This is a genomic window from Yersinia sp. FDAARGOS_228, assembly GCF_002073315.2.
Classification (GTDB): Bacteria; Pseudomonadota; Gammaproteobacteria; order Enterobacterales; family Enterobacteriaceae; genus Yersinia; species Yersinia intermedia.
Genome location: NZ_CP020409.2, coordinates 1,233,682 through 1,253,953, shown reverse-complemented (window position 1 = coordinate 1,253,953; position 20,272 = coordinate 1,233,682). Strand labels below are relative to the sequence as shown.

Sequence of the window (20,272 nt, the reverse complement as noted above, 5' to 3'; positions counted from 1 at the left end):
TTTATCCCTTCGCTGAAAGTGTTGCCTCGACGATACGCATCGCCTCGACAGTTTCTTTGACATCATGCACTCGGACAATCTGTGCGCCTTGCATAGCGGCAATGACAGCACAAGCGACACTCCCGATGACCCGCTGTTGTGGCGGAACATGTAATAGCTGACCCACCATCGATTTTCGCGACATTCCCACTAACAATGGCAACTCAAAATGATGTAGTTCGGCCAATCGCGCCAATAACTGGTAATTATGCGCCAGATTTTTACCGAAACCGAAGCCTGGGTCGAGTAACAATTTACTTTTTGCGATACCGGCCGCAACACAGCGAGCAATATGGTGTTCAAAAAACTGGTTTACATCAGCCAGTAAATCGTCGTAATGCGGTGACTGTTGCATACTTTGCGGTTGCCCCTGCATATGCATCAGGCACACCGGCAACCCGGTTTTTGCCGCAGCGTCAAGCGCACCAGGCTCTTGTAATGAGCGAATATCATTAATCAGATGGGCGCCTGCTTGAGCAGATTCGGTGATAACCGCCGCTTTAGAGGTATCCACCGATAACCAGACATCAAAGCGCTTGGCTAGCGCTTCTACAACGGGCACGACCCGATCAAGCTCTTCCTGCTCACTCACTTGCGCAGCACCGGGGCGAGTGGACTCGCCGCCAATATCAATCAGCGTAGCACCTGCTGATAGCATTGATTGGGCATGCTGTAATGCTTTATCAAGATTATTGTGATTCCCACCATCCGAAAATGAATCCGGGGTGACATTCAGAATACCCATAACTTGCGGGAGAGAAAGATCCAGAACCCGATCTCTGGCAGTTAACTGCATGTAATCACGCCTTAAAAGTGGCAATTCACTTTAATTTTATACCCAAAGTCATTGCGTTGCAGCAAGGCAAACCGAACAAGGCCCGATGAACACACCAAAGTTCAGTTATTCAAGTGGGAACCGCTGCAACGCCAAGTAAGCAGGATATGACAGAAAAAGAAAAACCCCGAGCAAGCCCGAGGTTTATATTAATCACAACGCTTTTAGATGCCAACAATTGACTTACTTATCGCCCAACTGTTCTGACATGGTATTTGAATTGCCAGGCGTTGGTACGTTTGGCTCATCTACCGGCGTTGGTGCCTTTGGTGTGCTGTCATTGTCAGATGATTTATTCTTGGTCGCATCATCCCAACCTGCTGGCGGGCGAACTTCTTTGCGATTCATCAAATCATCAATCTGCGGTGCATCAATCGTTTCATACTTCATCAACGCATCTTTCATGGTATGCAGAACATCCATGTTTTCCATCAGCAAAGTACGTGCACGCTGATAGTTGCGCTCGACAAGTAACTTAACTTCCTGATCGATAATACGCGCAGTTTCATCAGACATATGCTTGGCTTTTGCCACAGAACGGCCAAGGAATACTTCGCCTTCTTCTTCAGCATACAGCAACGGCCCCAGTTTTTCGGAGAAGCCCCACTGTGTCACCATGTTACGCGCGATAGACGTAGCAACTTTGATATCATTCGATGCACCGGTAGAGACTTTTTCCGGCCCGTAAATGATCTCTTCAGCAAGACGACCACCGTATAAGGTAGAGATCTGGCTTTCCAGTTTCTGACGGCTGGCACTGATAGAATCACCTTCCGGCAGGAAGAATGTCACACCCAACGCACGACCACGTGGAATAATGGTCACTTTATGTACTGGGTCATGCTCAGGAACCAGACGACCGATGATCGCATGGCCTGCTTCATGATAAGCCGTAGACTCTTTCTGCGCTTCAGTCATTACCATGGAGCGACGTTCCGCACCCATCATAATTTTATCTTTCGCTTTCTCAAACTCAGCCATCGAAACGACACGCTTGTTACCACGAGCAGCAAACAGTGCGGCTTCGTTGACCAGGTTAGCCAGGTCAGCACCAGAGAAACCTGGTGTACCGCGTGCGATAACTGAAGCATCGATATCGGTATCTAATGGTACGCGGCGCATATGAACTTTCAGAATCTGTTCACGACCACGGACATCAGGTAAACCAACCACAACCTGACGGTCAAAACGACCTGGACGCAGTAACGCTGGGTCAAGAACGTCTGGACGGTTAGTTGCCGCGATGACGATGATGCCTTCATTGCCTTCAAAGCCATCCATTTCAACCAGCATCTGGTTCAGTGTCTGTTCACGTTCATCATGACCACCACCCAAACCAGCGCCACGCTGACGGCCTACCGCATCGATTTCATCGATAAAGATGATACAAGGTGCGGCTTTCTTAGCCTGCTCAAACATGTCACGGACACGGGATGCACCCACACCAACGAACATTTCCACGAAGTCAGAACCAGAAATAGTGAAAAATGGCACTTTAGCTTCACCTGCAATGGCTTTCGCCAGCAAGGTTTTACCTGTCCCTGGAGGACCGACCATCAACACGCCTTTCGGAATCTTACCGCCCAGTTTCTGGAAGCGGCTTGGCTCACGCAGGTAGTCAACTAACTCACTGACTTCTTCTTTTGCTTCGTCGCAACCGGCCACATCAGCAAAAGAGGTTTTTATTTGATCTTCTGTCAGCATGCGGGCTTTGCTCTTGCCAAAGGACATTGCCCCTTTGCCGCCGCCACCTTGCATTTGACGCATAAAGAAGATCCAGACCCCAATCAACAACAGCATTGGGAACCAGGAAATAAAGATAGAGGCCAGCAAGCTCGGCTCTTCCGGTGGCTCACCAACAACTTTCACATTTTTAGTCAATAAGGTATCTAACAGCTTTGGATCATTGACCGGAATGTAAGTCGTATATTTGCTGTTATCTTTCTTACTGACGTTAATTTCACGCCCATTAATACGTGCTTCACGAACCTGTTCTTGGGTTACGTCGGACATGAAAGTAGAGTAATCCACTTTACGGCCATTCGATTCGCTGGGTCCAAAGCTCTGGAATACAGACATCAGTACGACTGCAATAACTAACCAGAGAATTAGGTTTTTCGCCATGTCACTCAAGGGATTAACCTCATATTACAACTGTGTTAACAAACAGCGTTAGGGTACTACAGTTTCCGCCCTGTCGCTACAATGTACACTTCACGCGATCGCGCACGAGAAGCGTCTGGCTTACGAATCTTAACTTTCGTAAACAGGGAGCGAATTTCCCGTAGGTATTCATCAAAGCCATCTCCCTGAAACACCTTCACCAGGAAACTTCCGCCTGGTGCAAGTACATCACGACACATATCCAAAGCTAATTCAACCAGATACATTGATTTAGGTATATCGACTGCCGGAGTACCACACATATTCGGGGCCATATCGGACATGACCACCTGAACTTTTTTATCCCCAACACGCTCAAGTAAGGCTTTCAAGACCAGTTCATCACGAAAATCGCCCTGAAGGAAATCGACACCAACGATAGGATCCATTGGTAGAAGATCACATGCGATGATTCGCCCTTTACCGCCTATTTGGCTTACAACATATTGGGACCAACCGCCGGGTGCAGCGCCTAAATCGACCACTGTCATACCGGGTTTAAAAAGTTTATCGTTCTGTTGTATTTCATCAAGTTTAAACCAGGCGCGGGAGCGTAGCCCCTTTTTCTGCGCCTGAATTACATATTTATCGCTAAAGTGTTCTTGTAACCAGCGACTGGAGCTAGCCGAACGCTTTTTATTAGACATCTCTTTTTCCAACTATCTTAATTAAGAGCCCGCGCATCTGTTGCTTAGCTCGCGTAAACTCCCCATCGACGTAGACCGATTTGGTGATACACATGAGATGGCGGTAGAATGAACCGTTTTCAATCCCAACTTAAGCAAAAAAGACGATGAATCTGAATAACAAACAAAAACAGCACCTGAAAAGCTTGGCCCATCCATTAAAGCCAGTAGTCATGCTGGGCAATAACGGGTTAACCGAAGGGGTGCTGGCTGAAATCGAACAAACGCTGGAACATCATGAACTTATTAAGGTGAAGATCACTGCTGAAGAGCGTGAAACCAAAGCCCTAATTGCTGATGCCATCGTGCGTGAGACCGGTGCCGTTAACGTCCAAATCATCGGTAATATTTTAGTGCTCTATCGCCCGGCGAAAGAGCGCAAGATCATTTTACCGCGGTAATGACGCTTGTTTTAGAGAAAAGGTGCCATGCACTTTGTTCTGATAAAAGGCCGCAAGCGGCCTTTTACTTTTCTTTACAACTTCATTTTTGAGAAATAATGCGTAATAGCTGCTCAGATGGGCAAGTATTACACATAATCCACGCTAAGAATTTCATATTCTACTTCGCCGCCTGGAGTTCGAATAACAACGACGTCATCGACTTCCTTACCAATCAGGCCACGAGCGATAGGTGAGTTAACCGAAATAAGATTTTGTTTAAAATCCGCTTCATCATCACCCACAATCCGGTATTGCTGCTCTTCTTCGCTATCCACATTTAAGACACGAACCGTGGCACCAAAAATAACGCGGCCATTATTTGGCATTCTGGTGATATCAATCACCTGCGCATTAGAGAGTTTTGCTTCTATTTCTTGAATCCGGCCTTCACAGAACCCTTGTTGCTCGCGGGCTGCGTGATATTCAGCATTTTCTTTCAAGTCACCGTGTTCGCGGGCAGTGGCGATATCAGCAATAATTTTAGGGCGACGAACGCCTTTTAAAAAATCCAGCTCTTCACGCAGTTTCTCTGCGCCATTTACCGTCATCGGAATCTGTTTCATCTTTTAAATACCTCTAAATCTATCCTGTTCAAAAAACCGTCATCCTAACGTTTTCGAATGAAAATACGGCTAGTTTGATACCCTACCCGCCTCCAGGCGATAAACAAAAAAAATCACCCCGGAGCCAAAACCCCAAGTCAGGATCAATTTTGCATTTTGATATGCATTTTAACGTAGAGTTCCTTTAGGGTCATCGTTTACTTTCGCCCTCGTTGCACCGTAGTATGGCAACACGTTATTCAGCAGTTATACCGAAATTATGCATTTTTCACGAATTGTCAGTGGATTGGCCTGCGCTATTGCGATCAATATCAGCATATCTAACGCCAATGCGGCTCAGGTCGAAAATTACACACAGTATCTGCCTGATGGGGCAAATCTTGCGTTAGTGGTACAAAAAATCGGGGCCACTACCCCGGCAATAGACTATCACGCCCAGCAGATGGCATTACCCGCCAGTACGCAAAAAGTCCTGACGGCATTGGCCGCATTATTACAACTTGGACCCGATTTTCGCTTCAATACCACACTGGAAAGCCACGGCCCGATCACCGATGGTGTGTTGCGCGGCAATTTAATTGCTCGTTTTGACGGTGACCCCACCTTAACACGCCAGCAACTGCGTAATATGGTGGCTACACTACGAAAAGCGGGTGTGAAACAAGTTGCAGGTGATCTGATCATTGATACGTCGGTTTTCGCCAGCCATGATAAAGCACCCGGTTGGCCGTGGAACGACATGACACAATGTTTTAGTGCCCCCCCTGCGGCGGCCATTGTCGATCGCAACTGTTTTTCTGTCTCACTATACAGCGCACCTAATCCGGGTGACATGGCATTTATCCGAGTTGCATCCTATTATCCGGTGCAGATGTTCAGTGAAGTACGTACTTTAGCTAAAGGTTCACCGGATGCGCAATATTGCGAGTTAGATGTCGTTCCGGGTGAATTAAACAGATTCACGCTTACCGGATGCCTGACACAACGTAGCGAACCTCTGCCGCTGGCCTTTGCCGTACAAAATGGGGCCAGCTATGCCGGTGCCATCTTGAAAGATGAACTGAAAAAAGCGGATATTCAGATTGACGGTAGTTTGCGGCGCCAAACTACACCAGGCCCTGCGGGAAGCGTGTTAGCACAAGCACAGTCAGCACCGTTACATGACTTACTGAAAATCATGTTGAAAAAGTCTGACAACATGATTGCCGATACCGTATTCAGGACCATTGGTCATCAGCGATTTGGTGTACCGGGTACATGGCGCGCCGGTGCCGATGCAGTGCGTCAGGTTCTGCGCCAGAAAGCCGGTGTGGATCTGGGGAACAGTATTGTCGTGGATGGCTCAGGGTTGTCACGTCATAACCTTATTTCACCAGCAACCATGATGCAGGCTTTGCAGTATATAGCTCAGCATGATCAAGAGCTTAACTTTATCTCAATGCTGCCGTTATCGGGTTATGATGGCACATTACGCTATCGCGGTGGCCTGCATGAGGCTGGTGTTGATGGCAAGGTTTCGGCTAAAACCGGGGCACTACAAGGCGTATACAATCTGGCCGGATTTATCACCACTGCGAGCGGGCAGCGCATGGCATTTGTCCAATTCTTGTCGGGTTACGCCGTGCCACCAGAAGATCAAAAAAATCGTCGGGCACCTTTGGTTCGCTTCGAAAGTCGCCTGTATAAAGATATCTATCAGAACAATTAAAAACTATGAAACTACTGATTGTTGAAGATGATGAACTACTGCAACGCGGAATAGCGATGGCCCTGACCAACCAAGGCTATGCCTGCGACTGTGCCGGTACCGCAGCCGAAGCGCACAGTTTATTACACACCAGTCAGTACAGTATGGTAATCCTCGATCTCGGCTTGCCGGATCAAGATGGAGCCGTATTGCTGCGTCAATGGCGTCGCCAGCATGTCACCCTACCGGTGCTCATCCTCACCGCCCGTGATGCACTGGAAGACCGGGTTGACGGGCTGGATGCCGGTGCTGACGATTACCTTATCAAACCTTTCGCGTTAGCCGAATTACTGGCACGCGTCCGCGCATTGATCCGACGTTATCAGGGGCAAAGTGACAATCTGGTACAACAAGATGATCTGAGCCTTAACTTATCAACCCAGCAAGTCTGTTTGCAGGATCAGCCGCTGGAAGTCACACCTAAAGAGTTTGCGATCCTCTCACGCTTAATTATGCGAGCCGGTCAAACGGTTAATCGTGAGTTATTACAGCAGGATCTGTATACCTGGAATGATGATCTCGGCTCCAATACGTTAGAAGTGCATATCCATAACCTGCGTCGTAAATTAGGCAAGGATCGAATCCGCACTGTCAGGGGTATTGGCTATCGACTGGAAGCGCAATCATGATCAGTATGCGTCGCCGTCTGATCTTAATGCTGGCGTTAATTTTATTGGTTACCCAGTTAATTAGCGCATTTTGGTTATGGCATGAAAGTCAGGAGCAAATAAGCTTCCTGGTTGATGAAACCCTTAGCGCGAAAGCACGTAATGAACGGGTTGATACTGAAATAGCGGAAGCTATTGCGTCACTGCTTGCCCCGTCGCTCATCATGATGGCCATTACTCTTTTGCTTTCTTTCTGGGCGATCAGTTGGATTATTCGCCCGTTGGATCAATTGCAAAAGAAGCTGGCTGAACGCTCAGCCGATAATCTCACCCCAGTGATTGTTAAGAGCGATATGCAAGAAATCGTCTCTGTAACGTCGACACTTAATCAGTTGTTATCCCGGCTATCCAATACTCTTGCGCAAGAACGTTTGTTCACCGCCGATGCCGCGCATGAGTTGCGCACCCCTCTTGCTGGAATTCGCCTGCACCTTGAGTTGATGGAACAACAAGGAATCACTGAGAGTAAATTATTGATTAACCGCATCGACTTATTGATGCATACCATTGAACAGCTACTGGCGCTATCCAGGGCTGGCCAAAATTTTGCCAGTGGCCTTTATCAAACTCTTGATTGGGTTGAGAACGTAGTACAGCCACTACAAGATGAGTTGCAGGAAATGTGTACTCTTCGCCAGCAAACTATTCAGTGGGAATTCCCTCCTTATGCCAAGACAGAAGGTGACGCCACTTTGCTGCGCTTAATGTTGCGAAATCTGGTTGAAAATGCCCATCGTTATAGCCCGATTGGTAGCCAAATTTCAGTCAAACTCGTTACTGAAGACTCGGGTACTATTCTGCAAGTGATAGATGAAGGGCCGGGTATAAAACCAGAACAGGCAGGCGAACTGACTCAGGCGTTTCGTCGTATGGATCAACGCTATGGAGGCAGTGGTTTAGGGCTAAATATCGTGATCCGTATTGTTCAACTGCACCAAGGCAGGCTAACACTGGAGAACCGCACAGAGCGTTCAGGATTAAAGGCACAATGCTGGATACCTGCGGTCACTCATAGCACGGTGTTACCTCAATTCAGCTAGTGTGGTCATAAGGCGTGGCTGTTCAAATAAAAGGGCCACCACTGGTGAAGTGGCAGCCCTAATTTATACTCATAACAACTTTACACTCATCACCACCGGGTGACTTAACGTTCGTAGATAAACTCTACGCCGTCATCATCCTCTTCATCCCAATCGTCGTCATCTTCTTCTGCCGCTGCTTCAGCTTCCACTTCAGCCAGTTGTTCACGGTGATAATCATCCCACATGAATTCAACTTTTTCTGGCGCACTTTCTGCAATAGCCATGGCTTTAGGTTGGCTGTTAAGGAATTTCATGACATCCCAGCACAGCGCATTCACATTCTCGCGATTCGCGGCAGAAATCATGTAGTACTTATCGTCCCATCCCAGCGCTTCTACAATGGCTTTAGCGCGAACTTCAGCTTCTTCAGTACCTATCAGGTCAATCTTATTGAAAACAAGCCAGCGTGGCTTCTGGGAAAGATTTTCGCTGTATTGCTGCAACTCATTAACGATGACTTTGGCATTCTCAATCGGATCAGATTCATCGGTCGGAGCCAGATCAACCAAGTGCAGCAGTACACGGCAACGTTCCAGATGCTTTAGGAAACGAATACCCAGACCGGCACCGTCTGATGCACCTTCGATCAAACCAGGAATATCGGCAACCACAAAGCTCTGCTCGTGATCCATTCGTACAACACCCAGACTTGGGATCAATGTCGTAAATGGATAATCAGCCACTTTGGGTTTAGCCGCAGAAACTGCACGGATAAAGGTTGATTTACCGGCGTTTGGCAAACCTAACATCCCTACATCAGCCAGCAGCAACAGCTCAAGCATCAATTCACGGGTTTCGCCTTCAGTACCCATGGTTTTCTGGCGTGGCGCACGGTTAACCGATGATTTGAATCGGGTGTTACCTAACCCGTGGAACCCCCCTTTCGCGACCATCAGAATCTGGCCATGGCGGGTCATATCACCCACAATTTCACCGGTTCCCTGATCCAGTACACGGGTACCCACCGGGACTTTAATGGTGATATCTTTACCACGTTTGCCGGTACAATCACGGCTCTGGCCGTTCTGCCCACGTTCAGCACGGAAAGACTTCACAAAACGGTAATCAATCAGCGTGTTAAGGTTTTCATCGGCCAGCAGGAAAATATCGCCACCATCACCACCATCACCACCGTCAGGACCACCATTAGGGATATATTTTTCGCGGCGGAAGCTGACGCAGCCGTTACCACCGTCACCCGCTACAACCAGAATCGTAGCTTCATCAACAAACTTCATTTACTTTCTCCGTAAATCATTCACCGGGCTGCTGCTTTTGCGGAGCAACCAGGTTTATTTCTGTCCGACGTGGCCACCAACGATGCCCAATTGCGGAAAACATTGCGCCTGCCACTACCACGAATGCGCCTGCGTATCCCACAAGGTTGAGGGACGGTGCGGCAAACATTTCTGGCCAAGCCAGCGCCAATAGAATTGAAAAAAACAAGGTAAACAGCGGCGTCAATGTGACGAGTGCGCTTACCTGCGCTGCCTGCCAGCGCGCCATAGCTTCAGCTAAAGCACCGTAACCTACCAGGGTATTAACCCCACAAAACAGTAAACAGGCAAACTGCCACCCATTTAGCTGAAAAATAACGGCGGGCTTCGCCATTGGGAATAATGCAATTGCACATAAAGTGTACAACAATAATAGGATTTGTTGCGATGCCATACGCCTTAATAGCACCTTCTGGGCAACACCATAGCTGACCCAAACAACCGCTGCACAGACACCCAATGCCACGCCAAGCGTATAATCAGTCAAACGGGTAAAGATTTCATACAGGCTGGTATTAAAAAATAACAGTAACCCGCATATCAGCATCCCCGCACCAATAACTTGGGTGATGCGCATCCGCTCTTTTAAAATCAGCACACTGGCAACCATCATACCTACCGGTGACAGTTGCCCAATAACCTGAGATGCCGTCGGACTTAGATATTGTAATGATGAACTGAAGAAGATGAAATTCCCCAGCAAGCCACACGTCGCAACTATCAGTAATACCAACCAGCGACGTTGGCGAAAAAGTTTAAGAGAGGGCAACTGACGGCGTGAAGCCAGAATAATCCCCAAGCCGATAGCCGCCATCATGAAGCGATACCAAACAATGGTAAAAGGCTCCATGACCACAAGCACTTGCTTCATTGCAATCGGCAAGGCACCCCAGAATACGGCAGTGGTTAGTGCCAAAAAAATACCTAAACCAGCCTGCTGCTTCGTATCCATTTTTTACCGGAGGGGTTAACCCAGAAATGTAAAAAGCCCCGCAACGAAATTGCAGGGCTTACATCTATTTACAGGACGCGAAAAACTTATTCAGCTTCGATGCTGATAAATTTACGGTTTTTCGGGCCTTTAACTTCGAACTTGACTTTACCGTCAGTCAAAGCAAACAGAGTATGGTCTTTGCCGCAACCTACGTTGATGCCAGGATGGAACTTAGTCCCACGTTGACGAACGATGATGCTGCCTGCCAGAACTGCTTCGCCGCCAAAACGTTTTACGCCAAGACGTTTACTTTCGGAGTCACGACCGTTACGGGTCGAGCCACCAGCCTTTTTATGTGCCATTTATCCGCTCTCCTAAATCTTAAGCGCTGATGCCGGTGATTTTAACATCAGTGAACCACTGACGATGACCTTGTTGCTTACGGTAATGCTTACGACGACGGAATTTAACAATCTTAATCTTCTCGCCGCGACCGTGAGCAATTACTTCAGCCTTGATCTTGCCACCATCGACTAAAGGAGCGCCGATATTGATTTCTTCACCGTTAGCAATCATCAGAACTTGGTCAAACTCAACAGTTTCACCAGTTGCGATGTCCAGCTTTTCCAGGCGAATGGTTTGACCTTCGCTTACTCGGTGTTGTTTACCACCACTTTGGAAAACCGCGTACATATAAAACTCCGCTTTCCGTGCACTCCACTTTTGTAGTCCAGAGCGCACTATAAATATTCACAATAGGGCGCGAATTCTACGCAAAAATGCAGTGAATGACAAGTATATAATCAGCTCAAGAGAAGAAAAAAAGCACAGTTTCTTACATCATGTTTATTTGATGGTTTTTTCAAGTACAATCATAGTCTCAGGGAGCGTCATGTAATAATGTGGGCGGTAATCTCATCGTAGTTAAAGAGAAAAACAGCTGAATATAACAATGAACCTAGAAAAGATTATCGAGTTAACCGCGCCGGATATGGCGAATGTAAACACAACAATTCTCAACCAGTTGAACTCTGATGTCGTTCTCATCAATCAATTGGGCCATTACATTATCAGTGGTGGCGGGAAACGAATTCGCCCAATGATTGCCGTTTTGGTGGCCCGTGCATTGCACTATGAAGGTGATAAGCATATCACCGTCGCGGCATTGATTGAATTTATCCATACAGCAACCTTGCTGCATGATGATGTGGTCGATGAATCTGATATGCGCCGTGGTAAGGCGACAGCTAACGCTGCATTTGGTAACGCCGCCAGTGTATTGGTGGGCGACTATATCTATACACGCTCATTCCAGATGATGACCGGCCTGGAGTCTCTGCGCGTTCTTACTTTAATGTCTGAAGCCACAAACGTTATTGCTGAAGGTGAAGTCTTACAGTTAATGAACTGTAATAATCCTGACATCACTGAAGAAAACTATATGCAAGTTATCTATAGCAAAACGGCCCGTTTGTTCGAAGCGGCGTCACAGTCTGCTGCCGTGTTGGCTGATGCCACAGAAACGCAGGAGTTGGCATTACAGAACTATGGTCGTTATCTGGGTACTGCATTCCAGCTAATTGATGACCTGCTTGATTACAGCTCTGATGGCACCACTTTGGGCAAAAATACCGGTGATGACCTCAATGAAGGCAAGCCTACATTGCCCCTTCTGCATGCCATGCATAATGGCACAGTAGAGCAAGCCGCCATGATTCGGCAAGCAATTGAACAAGGCAATGGCCGCCATTTGCTCGAGCCAGTATTGGCAGCAATGCAGCAGTGTGGCTCACTTGACTATACCCGCCGGCGTGCAGAGGAAGAAGCAGATAAAGCCATTGCTGCGTTACAGATCCTGCCTGAAAGTGAATACCGTCTGGCGCTCGAAGGTTTAGCGCATATTGCCGTACAACGCAACTTTTAAACCCTTATAAAGAAACTATTGAGAAACTCGCGTCTTACCGCTCGGGTTTCTCTTTTCTGCTTTTAAGATAAACGCTTCATCAGTGTTCCTACCCCTTCCCGCAGCAAAAATGCAATAGCTTGCGAGCGTTCAACATCAGTGAGCTGATGGTAGGCTTCAATCCATATGGCCAATGGGTCATTGCGCGGCACAACATACTCAGCAGGATTTTCTTTCAAGCGTAAAACATTCAGCACATCAGGTGGCAGCCCCTCGATGGCATATTCCACCGCCTTTCCCTGCACCCCCAGTTTACGCCGGCGTTCCCAACCTTCCTTTCTGGCTCGGCCATTAACCCCTGCTGGACTTTTAGGCAACCCACCGATGCCAATCAGCTCAACTGCGGTAATCCATTGTTTTTTCATATCTATACTCTATCAATGAGCCGCTGTAGCAAGTCCCTAACGCGAAGTGAGCACCTGGTGGGCTAATCTGTTGTTAGCCGTTCGATCAGGCTTTTAGCTCCTTCCCGAAAAATAAACGTAATAACTTGCTCCCTTTCAGCCTCAGTAAAACGATAGTAAGCCTCTACCCATAGGGCCAATGGGTCTTGTCGCACTGGCGTATACTGTGCTGGCTCCTCCCGTAGATGTAATGAATTCATTATAGTGGAGGGCAAACTCTCAACATGGTATTCCACTGCTTTCCCTTGAACGCCACGACGGCGGCGCTGTTCCCATCCCTCACGTTTCGCCATAAGGTTAATACCTTGTGGTGACGATGGTAATCCTTCAAGACCTGCCAATTCCTTAGCGGCAAACCACTCTTTTTTCATGGTGTTGCTTCCTAATATGCGTTGTGGCTCAAAAAAGGAATATTTAGAAAACATTTAAAATCTTTTAGAAAATAAATGGTATGATCTTTCTAAATGGTCACTTTCTGTTCACAGTACGATTAACAATGTACCGTTATTTATATCACTAACGCGCCATCTGCTTAGAAAAAAAAAGGATTAAAGATGATTTTAAGGAAATCTGATTGGCACCCAGCAGACATCATTGCCGCCCTACGTAAAAAAGGCACAACGTTAGCCGCTCTCTCCCGTAAAGCAGGGTTAAGTTCATCTACACTTGCCAATGCGTTAACTCGTCCCTGGCCAAAGGGGGAATGGTTGATTGCCGAATGTTTGGACATTCATCCTTCCGAAATCTGGCCGACACGTTATTTTGATCCAAAGACAGGGGTACTTATTGACCGAAAAGTGAGGATACGCCCAGCTATTGTTCGGGCATAAAAAAACCCTGCCAGCTTATCGCTCACAGGGTGGAGGTGACCATTTCATCAAATCGCCGAACATTGCTTCGGCGGTTGATAATATTATCTCAGGGGCAGCTTTAAGCCCCTGCTACTACTTATTATTGACGAACTGCTCGCCCAGCTCGATATCTTTGTGCAACACATCAAGCATGCTTTCTAGCGCTTGTTGTTCAAAAGCACTCAGTTTGCCAATGTCTTTACGTTCAGCAACACCGTTTTTACCTAACAGGATTGGCTGAGCAAAGAAACGGGCATATTTACCGTCACCTTCAACGTAAGAACATTCAACAACATTGCTTTCGCCTTGCAGAGCACGGACCAGAGAAAGACCAAAACGTGCCGCAGCTTGCCCCATAGACAGGGTCGCTGACCCGCCACCGGCTTTTGCTTCAACAACTTCAGTACCCGCATTCTGGATACGTTTAGTCAGATCAGCCACTTCTTGCTCGGTAAAGTTAATGCCTGGAATTTGTGACAACAATGGCAAAATAGTAACACCAGAGTGCCCACCGATAACCGGCACTTCGATATCCTGAGGTTGCTTACCTTTAAGTTCAGCAACAAAGGTATTAGAGCGGATGGTATCCAGTGTTGTAATGCCAAATAATTTGTTCTTGTCGTAAACACCGGCTTTTTTCAGCACTTCTGCGGCGATTGCAACAGTCGTGTTAACTGGGTTGGTAATGATACCGATTAATGCTTTCGGGCAAGTACGCGCGATTTGCTCAACCAGATTACGGACGATACCGGCATTAACATTGAACAGATCTGAACGATCCATGCCTGGTTTCCGTGCAACACCAGCAGAAATCAGAACAATATCGGCCCCTTGAAGGGCTGGGGTAGCATCTTCGCCGCTAAAGCCTTTAATATTAACAGCAGTCGGGATATGGCTCAGATCAACCGCAACACCAGGAGTCACTGGCGCGATATCATATAATGAGAGGTCTGAACCGGAAGGAAGCTGGGTCTTGAGTAGAAGAGCGAGGGCCTGGCCGATACCACCAGCGGCACCGAGAACTGCAACTTTCATCCTATACTCCTTTTTATATTTAATTTAAATTTGCCGTGAATTCATCTATTTAGGCACCTTAATTTATTGTGATTTTAAACACAATCTATTAACAGTCAGATTGAGATATCACGCATCAAAAAGGCGCATAAGACTTATGTATTTTAGAGTAAATCGCTTATTCATTAATGATATAGCGCACATTATTCTAAAATTTACCGAAGTATTCATGACAGGTTAATCGGCGGTTACATTACACCCTTCTGTTACATCAGAACAACATCATTTTAATAACATTTTGGTTACTCAAGCCGAATGTTAATAAAAACTGATTTAGCATAATCGTAACAGTAAGATGATGTTAAAATTTCACCACACCTTGATATCAGCGCTTTTATCGCCAATACTCCATAGTCATGTTGAATAAAAATTCATTTATATGCATAATAATCCTATTCATTATTGACTGCTCAAGGCATAGAAAATGCGTAATCCAGCAAAACAAGAAGATCTTATCAAGGCGTTTAAGGCGTTATTGAAAGAAGAGAAATTCAGTTCTCAAGGTGAGATCGTTTTGGCCTTGCAGGAAGAAGGCTTTGAAAATATTAACCAATCCAAAGTTTCGCGTATGCTGACTAAATTCGGCGCGGTTAGAACGCGTAACGCCAAAATGGAGATGGTTTACTGCTTACCAGCAGAATTAGGGGTACCAACAACCAGTAGCCCACTAAAAAATCTGGTTTTGGATGTCGATTATAATGATTCGGTCGTTGTGATTAATACCAGCCCAGGAGCAGCCCAGTTGATCGCCCGCCTGCTGGATTCATTAGGTAAAGCTGAAGGTATCTTAGGTAGTATTGCCGGTGACGATACCATTTTCACAACGCCTGCCAGAGGTTTTACTGTTAAACAACTGCATGAAGCTATCCTCGGGTTATTCGATCAAGAACTTTAATTCCACACCTTTATGTTTGGTATATATAGATGCGGCCTTTTGCGCCGCACTGTATCTTTGTTATTGTTATTCCATTCATCACACCCCCTTAGCCTTTAGCCAGGGTATACAGCTACTAATTCCCGCCTAAACCGCAAAATCATCCTACCGTTCTCTCTATTGCAGTCAAAACCGCCACGCAGTAACGCACTTTTAGTCAAAAACGCTTATTTAATTGAAAACATTATATTTTTAATCAAACATGTTGTTTTTTAGTCACTTTTTATTCCTTTTAGTTCTTAAAAAGTAGTCACTAACGATAAAGTGACCTTAAATATTATTAGCTTGCTATTAATATTCTCAGTTACTAGATGTATACTCATTTTCGTGACGTAAATCACACTTCATAAGAAGTGATAAAGAACAAATAGAGGCAACAACATGAATATTAAAGCTACCATCGCAACCGTTAGCATCCTGTCTGCACTGTCATTTGGTGTTTTTGCAGCGGATTCCATTAATGAAAATCAGGCGGCAAAATTACAACCTATGGGCACCATCACCGTCAGTGGCCTTAACGGTGCACCCTCTGATATTCGTCAGGCGCTATCGGATAAAGCTGATGCTATGGGCGCTAAAGCTTACAAAGTGATCGAAGTTCGAGAAGAGAATAACTGGCATGCCACTGCCAAGATTTACCAGTAATTCGCGATAGATACATCAAACATGGCGTGAAGCCAAAATTGAAATAAAAGTTAAATAACCAGTAAAAACAATAAACTAAAAGTACAAAAAATCATTCAAAGCACTTTTAGGTTATTGAATCTGATTGAGGAAAAATCATGAAAATCAAAACTACCCTTACAGCTCTGAGTTTACTTTCTGTGGTTGCTTTCGGTGCATCTGCTGCTGAATCAGTCAATGCCGCACAAGCAAGCAAAATGACTGATTTAGGCGCAATCAGTGTGAGCGGTATTACCGGTGCTCCTTCTGATATTGAACAGGCCATTGCGAATAAAGCTGACAGTGAAGGCGCTACTGCATACAAAATCATTGGTGTGCGTGAAGACAATGGCTGGCATGCCACTGCCAAAATTTACAAATAAGATTAAACGCCAGGAATGAAAGTAAATGCCCCGCATAGAGGGGCATACTTTCGTATCTTGATAATTTACTTAATAGACTGAAAATAAAGACAAATACTAATTTTTAGCTTATTGAATAGAGTATTGATTACAACAAAATGTTGGCTGAAGTCAGCCCCCGAATAATCCCTCGTCTATCCGACGAACCCTTTACCCCCGCTATCGCGGGGGCTTTTTTTATCCGGTTTAATCCTGCGATAACGTTTCTTGTTCCGCTTTTTTATCCAAAGCGCTCAGCAGTTTGTTATGAATCCCACCAAAACCACCGTTACTCATCACCAAAATGTGATCACCTGGTTGTGCTGTTTTCACGATCATATCGACTAACGTATCAATATCAGCACTCCAATACGCAGGCTGAATACATGCTTCAGCCACTTCCACTACCTGCCAAGGGATATGCTGCGGCTGGAACAGAAACACTTCATCCGCACGCCCTAATGAAGGTGCCAACTCATTTTTACATAACCCTAATTTCATCGTGTTAGAGCGTGGCTCCAAAACGGCCAGAATACGTGCAGTCCCACCCACTTTACTGCGCAGTGCCGCCAGGGTGGCAAGAATAGCGGTAGGATGATGAGCAAAATCATCATAAACAGTGACACCATTTGCTTCACCACGTAGCTCCAAACGGCGGCGGGCATTAATGAAATTACCCAGTGCCTTGCAAGCATCGGCGGGGGAAACCCCGACATGACGGGCAGCGGCAATCGCCATCAAACCGTTATGCATATTGTGTTCACCCACCAGCGACCAACTGACCTCACCCACTAATTTATTATCAAGAAATACTTCATAAACGCTGGCATCGGTTGATACTTTGCGTGCGAACCAACTGCCAGTTTCGCCAACCAACTCTTGCTCACTCCAGCACCCCATCGCCATCACTTGCTTCAGGTGATTATCATTATCTGGCACGATGATTTTGCCTGTCCCTGGTACTAAACGTACCAGATGATGGAATTGCTTCTGGATAGCTTTCAGATCGTCAAAAATATCGGCATGATCGAACTCAAGGTTATTCATAACCAGCGTTCTTGGGCTGTAGTGAACGAACTTGGAGCGCTTATCAAAGAAGGCGCAATCATATTCATCAGCCTCAATAACAAAGAATGGGCTATTACCTAAACGTGCTGAGACATCAAAATTACCCGGTACTCCGCCAATGACAAAGCCGGGTTCATAACCGCAGGCTTCCAGTATCCAGGTCACCATGCCCGCAGTCGTGGTTTTACCGTGGGTACCCGCCACCGCTAATACCCAGCGCCCTGGCAATACATGGTCATGTAGCCATTGTGGGCCAGAAACATAAGGGATACCTTGCTCTAATACAGCTTCAACACAAGGGTTACCGCGGCTCATGGCATTACCAATGATCACTAAATCCGGGGGAGGGCTCAATTGAGCGGGAGAGTATCCCTGAATTAAATCGATCCCTTGATTCTCCAGCAACGTGCTCATTGGTGGATACACGTTAGCATCCGCTCCCGTCACTTCATGACCTAATGAACGGGCCAGCATTGCCAGGCCGCCCATAAAAGTGCCGCAGATACCTAATATGTGAATGCGCATAAATTTTCCGTATTAATAAGCTTCGAATTTGTCACCATTCTACCGCTCAGAACAGAGAGAAGAAATGGAATTGCCTATGAATCATTCTTACCTTTGGGCTACACTGCTGCAATCAGGTGAGTTGTTTGTTAATAAATCGATATTTAACCGTAGATCCAGGGATTGAGTCATGAAAACGTTAGGCGAATTCATAGTTGAGAAACAGCTAGACTTCTCTCACGCCACCGGCGAATTAACTGCATTACTTTCAGCAATCAAACTCGGCGCGAAGATTATCCATCGCGATATCAACAAAGCAGGTCTGGTTGATATTTTAGGTGCCAGCGGCGTTTCCAATATTCAGGGCGAAGACCAGATGAAACTGGACTTGTTTGCCAATGAAAAATTGAAAGCGGCCCTAAAAGCGCGGGGCGAAGTTGCCGGTATCGCGTCCGAAGAAGAAGATGATATTGTTATCTTTGATGGTGGTCGGGCAGAAAATGCCAAATATGTCGTTCTGATGGATCCGCTGGATGGCTCTTCAAATATAGATGTGAATGTGTCCGTCGGTACTATTTTCTCCATCTACCGCCGCATTACCCCCTTTGGTACTCCGATTACCGAAGCTGACTTCCTGCAACCGGGCACAAAGCAAGTTGCGGCGGGTTATGTGGTATACGGCTCATCAACTATGTTGGTGTATACCACCGGTTATGGTGTTCATACTTTCACTTATGATCCATCGCTGGGTGTTTTCTGTTTATCCGGCGAAAAAGTGCGTTATCCCGCAACCGGTTGCATGTATTCCATCAACGAAGGGAACTACATTAAATTCCCATTGGGTGTGAAGAAATACATCAAGTACTGCCAGGAGCAAGATGAAGCCACCAAGCGCCCGTATACCTCGCGCTACATTGGTTCACTGGTTGCCGATTTCCACCGTAACCTGTTGAAAGGCGGGATTTATATTTACCCAAGCACGGCTAGCCACCCTCAAGGGAAACTGCGTTTACTGTACGAATGCAACCCTATGGCCTTCCTGGCAGAGCAAGCCGGTGGTAAGGCGACGGATGGGGTGAACCGCATTCTGGATATCGTGCCAGAGAAACTGCATCAGCGCGCACCTTTCTTTGTCGGTACCAAATCCATGGTGGAAGACGCAGAAGGTTTTATTGCTAGATTCCCGGATGAAGAAGCCAAGTAACTTGCACTAAATCCAACAGTGACAGAGAAATACATAAAACAGTGGCCACAAGCCGCTGTTTTTTTATGTGGCTCATAGAGAGCGCTCTGCCACAGGCAAATCACCGTCAGGCGGAAATAGCGCTTCATGCGCGGAACCGTCCGAAAAATGGGGGTACTTTCAAATCGACTTGGCTATAATAGCCAACACTCCATTTCTGGTTTGATAAAAGGAAACCGACATGAGCTTGAACCAAGTACCCGCAGGTAAAGACCTGCCAGAAGATATCTATGTAGTGATCGAAATCCCTGCGAATGCGGATCCGATCAAATATGAAATCGATAAAGAAACTGGCTCGCTGTTTGTAGACCGCTTCATGTCTACTGCCATGTTCTATCCATGTAACTACGGTTATATCAACAACACTCTGTCATTAGATGGCGACCCGGTTGATGTGCTGGTGCCAACACCGTATCCGTTGCAACCAGGTTCAGTGATCCGTTGCCGTCCGGTTGGTGTGTTGAAAATGACTGACGAAGCGGGTGAAGATGCCAAGCTGGTTGCGGTTCCACACAGCAAAATGACTAAAGAATACGATCACATAAAAGACGTGCAAGATCTGCCAGAACTGCTGAAAGCACAGATCAAACATTTCTTTGAACATTACAAAGACTTGGAAACAGGCAAGTGGGTGAAAGTGGACGGTTGGGAAGATGCCGCCGCTGCTAAAGCCGAGATCCTGTCCTCTTTCGAACGCGCGAAGAAGTAATTTCCCGTTTCGCATGTCAAA

23 protein-coding genes are annotated in these 20,272 nt (G+C 46.4%); 11 read left to right on the top strand and 12 right to left on the bottom strand.

What is annotated here, in order from left to right:
- Position 1: 1 nt before the first annotated feature.
- From folP to rlmE, 3 genes are all read right to left on the bottom strand, one after another.
- Positions 2-835 carry a dihydropteroate synthase gene (folP, locus tag A6J67_RS05745; protein ID WP_005186458.1) on the bottom strand — a complete coding sequence of 278 codons (834 nt, stop codon included), beginning with the start codon at positions 833-835 and terminating at the stop codon, positions 2-4.
- Positions 836-1,057: 222 nt separating this feature from the next.
- The gene (ftsH, locus tag A6J67_RS05740) at positions 1,058-2,998 is read right to left on the bottom strand and encodes an ATP-dependent zinc metalloprotease FtsH (protein ID WP_005186455.1); all 1,941 of its coding nucleotides are present in this window, start codon (positions 2,996-2,998) and stop codon (positions 1,058-1,060) included.
- 56 nt (positions 2,999-3,054) lie between these two features.
- Complete coding sequence (gene rlmE, locus A6J67_RS05735; RefSeq protein WP_032906639.1) at positions 3,055-3,684, bottom strand: 23S rRNA (uridine(2552)-2'-O)-methyltransferase RlmE; 630 nt, start codon at positions 3,682-3,684, stop codon at positions 3,055-3,057.
- A 146-nt stretch (positions 3,685-3,830) separates the two neighbouring features.
- Between rlmE and yhbY the strand changes: the two genes are divergently transcribed.
- Entirely contained in the window at positions 3,831-4,124 is a 294-nt protein-coding gene (yhbY, locus tag A6J67_RS05730; protein WP_004389225.1) for a ribosome assembly RNA-binding protein YhbY, read from the top strand.
- Between the two features lie 128 nt (positions 4,125-4,252).
- On the opposite strand, the gene greA is transcribed toward yhbY, so the two are convergent.
- On the bottom strand, positions 4,253-4,729 hold the full coding sequence (greA, locus tag A6J67_RS05725; RefSeq protein WP_005186441.1) for a transcription elongation factor GreA: 477 nt from the start codon (positions 4,727-4,729) through the stop codon (positions 4,253-4,255).
- Between the two features lie 259 nt (positions 4,730-4,988).
- Here greA and dacB point away from each other — a divergent pair, with 259 nt between their 5' ends.
- From dacB to pmrB, 3 genes are read left to right on the top strand one after another with little or no spacing between them, the layout of a single operon-like run.
- A complete protein-coding gene (dacB, locus tag A6J67_RS05720; protein WP_042568679.1) occupies positions 4,989-6,437 on the top strand; it encodes a serine-type D-Ala-D-Ala carboxypeptidase in 1,449 nt (482 codons plus the stop codon).
- A gap of 5 nt (positions 6,438-6,442) precedes the next feature.
- Positions 6,443-7,105, top strand: a complete 663-nt coding sequence (gene pmrA, locus A6J67_RS05715; RefSeq protein WP_005186436.1) for a two-component system response regulator PmrA — start codon at positions 6,443-6,445, stop codon at positions 7,103-7,105.
- Positions 7,102-8,184 (top strand): two-component system sensor histidine kinase PmrB, encoded by a 1,083-nt coding sequence (gene pmrB, locus A6J67_RS05710; protein WP_042568681.1) that lies wholly within the window; start codon positions 7,102-7,104, stop codon positions 8,182-8,184. Before pmrA ends, pmrB begins: the two co-directional genes overlap by 4 nt.
- Before the next feature lie 104 nt (positions 8,185-8,288).
- Here the strand turns inward: pmrB and cgtA are convergent, their stop codons facing one another.
- The 4 genes from cgtA to rplU all read right to left on the bottom strand — a co-directional run bounded on the left by cgtA (position 8,289) and on the right by rplU (position 11,130).
- Positions 8,289-9,464: an Obg family GTPase CgtA gene (gene cgtA, locus A6J67_RS05705; RefSeq protein ID WP_005186430.1), complete on the bottom strand. Its 1,176-nt coding sequence runs from the start codon at positions 9,462-9,464 to the stop codon at positions 8,289-8,291.
- Positions 9,465-9,480: 16 nt separating this feature from the next.
- Positions 9,481-10,455, bottom strand: a complete 975-nt coding sequence (locus A6J67_RS05700; protein ID WP_005186426.1) for a DMT family transporter — start codon at positions 10,453-10,455, stop codon at positions 9,481-9,483.
- A gap of 86 nt (positions 10,456-10,541) precedes the next feature.
- Complete coding sequence (gene rpmA, locus A6J67_RS05695) at positions 10,542-10,799, bottom strand: 50S ribosomal protein L27 (RefSeq protein WP_005186423.1); 258 nt, start codon at positions 10,797-10,799, stop codon at positions 10,542-10,544.
- 19 nt (positions 10,800-10,818) lie between these two features.
- Complete coding sequence (rplU, locus tag A6J67_RS05690) at positions 10,819-11,130, bottom strand: 50S ribosomal protein L21 (RefSeq protein ID WP_005186422.1); 312 nt, start codon at positions 11,128-11,130, stop codon at positions 10,819-10,821.
- A 259-nt stretch (positions 11,131-11,389) separates the two neighbouring features.
- Here rplU and ispB point away from each other — a divergent pair, with 259 nt between their 5' ends.
- On the top strand, positions 11,390-12,361 hold the full coding sequence (gene ispB, locus A6J67_RS05685; protein ID WP_005186418.1) for an octaprenyl diphosphate synthase: 972 nt from the start codon (positions 11,390-11,392) through the stop codon (positions 12,359-12,361).
- Positions 12,362-12,423: 62 nt separating this feature from the next.
- Here the strand turns inward: ispB and A6J67_RS05680 are convergent, their stop codons facing one another.
- Positions 12,424-12,765, bottom strand: a complete 342-nt coding sequence (locus A6J67_RS05680; RefSeq protein WP_005186415.1) for a DNA-binding protein — start codon at positions 12,763-12,765, stop codon at positions 12,424-12,426.
- A gap of 62 nt (positions 12,766-12,827) precedes the next feature.
- A complete protein-coding gene (locus A6J67_RS05675) occupies positions 12,828-13,175 on the bottom strand; it encodes a DNA-binding protein (protein WP_005186412.1) in 348 nt (115 codons plus the stop codon).
- Between the two features lie 183 nt (positions 13,176-13,358).
- Between A6J67_RS05675 and A6J67_RS05670 the strand changes: the two genes are divergently transcribed.
- On the top strand, positions 13,359-13,634 hold the full coding sequence (locus tag A6J67_RS05670; protein WP_005186410.1) for a helix-turn-helix domain-containing protein: 276 nt from the start codon (positions 13,359-13,361) through the stop codon (positions 13,632-13,634).
- 114 nt (positions 13,635-13,748) lie between these two features.
- Here A6J67_RS05670 and mdh read toward each other — a convergent pair whose 3' ends face one another.
- The gene (gene mdh, locus A6J67_RS05665) at positions 13,749-14,690 is read right to left on the bottom strand and encodes a malate dehydrogenase (RefSeq protein WP_042568682.1); all 942 of its coding nucleotides are present in this window, start codon (positions 14,688-14,690) and stop codon (positions 13,749-13,751) included.
- A gap of 463 nt (positions 14,691-15,153) precedes the next feature.
- Here mdh and argR point away from each other — a divergent pair, with 463 nt between their 5' ends.
- The 3 genes from argR (at position 15,154) to A6J67_RS05650 (ending at position 16,709) form a co-directional block, all read left to right on the top strand.
- Positions 15,154-15,624, top strand: coding sequence for a transcriptional regulator ArgR (gene argR, locus A6J67_RS05660; protein ID WP_004875431.1), 471 nt, complete (start codon positions 15,154-15,156; stop codon positions 15,622-15,624).
- A gap of 420 nt (positions 15,625-16,044) precedes the next feature.
- Positions 16,045-16,308 (top strand): peroxide/acid stress response protein YhcN, encoded by a 264-nt coding sequence (gene yhcN, locus A6J67_RS05655; protein WP_042568683.1) that lies wholly within the window; start codon positions 16,045-16,047, stop codon positions 16,306-16,308.
- A gap of 137 nt (positions 16,309-16,445) precedes the next feature.
- Positions 16,446-16,709 carry a YdgH/BhsA/McbA-like domain containing protein gene (locus tag A6J67_RS05650; protein ID WP_005186401.1) on the top strand — a complete coding sequence of 88 codons (264 nt, stop codon included), beginning with the start codon at positions 16,446-16,448 and terminating at the stop codon, positions 16,707-16,709.
- A gap of 225 nt (positions 16,710-16,934) precedes the next feature.
- Here A6J67_RS05650 and mpl read toward each other — a convergent pair whose 3' ends face one another.
- Positions 16,935-18,320 carry a UDP-N-acetylmuramate:L-alanyl-gamma-D-glutamyl-meso-diaminopimelate ligase gene (gene mpl, locus A6J67_RS05645; RefSeq protein ID WP_005186398.1) on the bottom strand — a complete coding sequence of 462 codons (1,386 nt, stop codon included), beginning with the start codon at positions 18,318-18,320 and terminating at the stop codon, positions 16,935-16,937.
- 169 nt (positions 18,321-18,489) lie between these two features.
- Between mpl and fbp the strand changes: the two genes are divergently transcribed.
- The gene (gene fbp / locus A6J67_RS05640) at positions 18,490-19,503 is read left to right on the top strand and encodes a class 1 fructose-bisphosphatase (protein WP_005186396.1); all 1,014 of its coding nucleotides are present in this window, start codon (positions 18,490-18,492) and stop codon (positions 19,501-19,503) included.
- A 220-nt stretch (positions 19,504-19,723) separates the two neighbouring features.
- Complete coding sequence (gene ppa / locus A6J67_RS05635; RefSeq protein WP_005186394.1) at positions 19,724-20,251, top strand: inorganic diphosphatase; 528 nt, start codon at positions 19,724-19,726, stop codon at positions 20,249-20,251.
- Positions 20,252-20,272 lie beyond the last annotated feature (21 nt).

Excerpts from the sequence above, each read along its gene's own strand:
- yhbY (WP_004389225.1), top strand. The coding sequence starts at position 3,831 with ATGAATCTGAATAACAAACAAAAACAGCACCTGAAAAGCTTGGCCCAT.
- rplU (WP_005186422.1), bottom strand. The coding sequence starts at position 11,130 with ATGTACGCGGTTTTCCAAAGTGGTGGTAAACAACACCGAGTAAGCGAA.
- A6J67_RS05675 (WP_005186412.1), bottom strand. The coding sequence starts at position 13,175 with ATGAAAAAAGAGTGGTTTGCCGCTAAGGAATTGGCAGGTCTTGAAGGA.
- folP (WP_005186458.1), bottom strand. The coding sequence starts at position 835 with ATGCAGTTAACTGCCAGAGATCGGGTTCTGGATCTTTCTCTCCCGCAA.
- A6J67_RS05650 (WP_005186401.1), top strand. The coding sequence starts at position 16,446 with ATGAAAATCAAAACTACCCTTACAGCTCTGAGTTTACTTTCTGTGGTT.
- A6J67_RS05700 (WP_005186426.1), bottom strand. The coding sequence starts at position 10,455 with ATGGATACGAAGCAGCAGGCTGGTTTAGGTATTTTTTTGGCACTAACC.
- A6J67_RS05680 (WP_005186415.1), bottom strand. The coding sequence starts at position 12,765 with ATGAAAAAACAATGGATTACCGCAGTTGAGCTGATTGGCATCGGTGGG.
- yhcN (WP_042568683.1), top strand. The coding sequence starts at position 16,045 with ATGAATATTAAAGCTACCATCGCAACCGTTAGCATCCTGTCTGCACTG.
- A6J67_RS05670 (WP_005186410.1), top strand. The coding sequence starts at position 13,359 with ATGATTTTAAGGAAATCTGATTGGCACCCAGCAGACATCATTGCCGCC.
- ppa (WP_005186394.1), top strand. The coding sequence starts at position 19,724 with ATGAGCTTGAACCAAGTACCCGCAGGTAAAGACCTGCCAGAAGATATC.
- rpmA (WP_005186423.1), bottom strand. The coding sequence starts at position 10,799 with ATGGCACATAAAAAGGCTGGTGGCTCGACCCGTAACGGTCGTGACTCC.
- ftsH (WP_005186455.1), bottom strand. The coding sequence starts at position 2,998 with ATGGCGAAAAACCTAATTCTCTGGTTAGTTATTGCAGTCGTACTGATG.
- fbp (WP_005186396.1), top strand. The coding sequence starts at position 18,490 with ATGAAAACGTTAGGCGAATTCATAGTTGAGAAACAGCTAGACTTCTCT.
- mpl (WP_005186398.1), bottom strand. The coding sequence starts at position 18,320 with ATGCGCATTCACATATTAGGTATCTGCGGCACTTTTATGGGCGGCCTG.
- cgtA (WP_005186430.1), bottom strand. The coding sequence starts at position 9,464 with ATGAAGTTTGTTGATGAAGCTACGATTCTGGTTGTAGCGGGTGACGGT.
- pmrA (WP_005186436.1), top strand. The coding sequence starts at position 6,443 with ATGAAACTACTGATTGTTGAAGATGATGAACTACTGCAACGCGGAATA.
- dacB (WP_042568679.1), top strand. The coding sequence starts at position 4,989 with ATGCATTTTTCACGAATTGTCAGTGGATTGGCCTGCGCTATTGCGATC.
- argR (WP_004875431.1), top strand. The coding sequence starts at position 15,154 with ATGCGTAATCCAGCAAAACAAGAAGATCTTATCAAGGCGTTTAAGGCG.
- mdh (WP_042568682.1), bottom strand. The coding sequence starts at position 14,690 with ATGAAAGTTGCAGTTCTCGGTGCCGCTGGTGGTATCGGCCAGGCCCTC.
- ispB (WP_005186418.1), top strand. The coding sequence starts at position 11,390 with ATGAACCTAGAAAAGATTATCGAGTTAACCGCGCCGGATATGGCGAAT.
- greA (WP_005186441.1), bottom strand. The coding sequence starts at position 4,729 with ATGAAACAGATTCCGATGACGGTAAATGGCGCAGAGAAACTGCGTGAA.
- rlmE (WP_032906639.1), bottom strand. The coding sequence starts at position 3,684 with ATGTCTAATAAAAAGCGTTCGGCTAGCTCCAGTCGCTGGTTACAAGAA.
- pmrB (WP_042568681.1), top strand. The coding sequence starts at position 7,102 with ATGATCAGTATGCGTCGCCGTCTGATCTTAATGCTGGCGTTAATTTTA.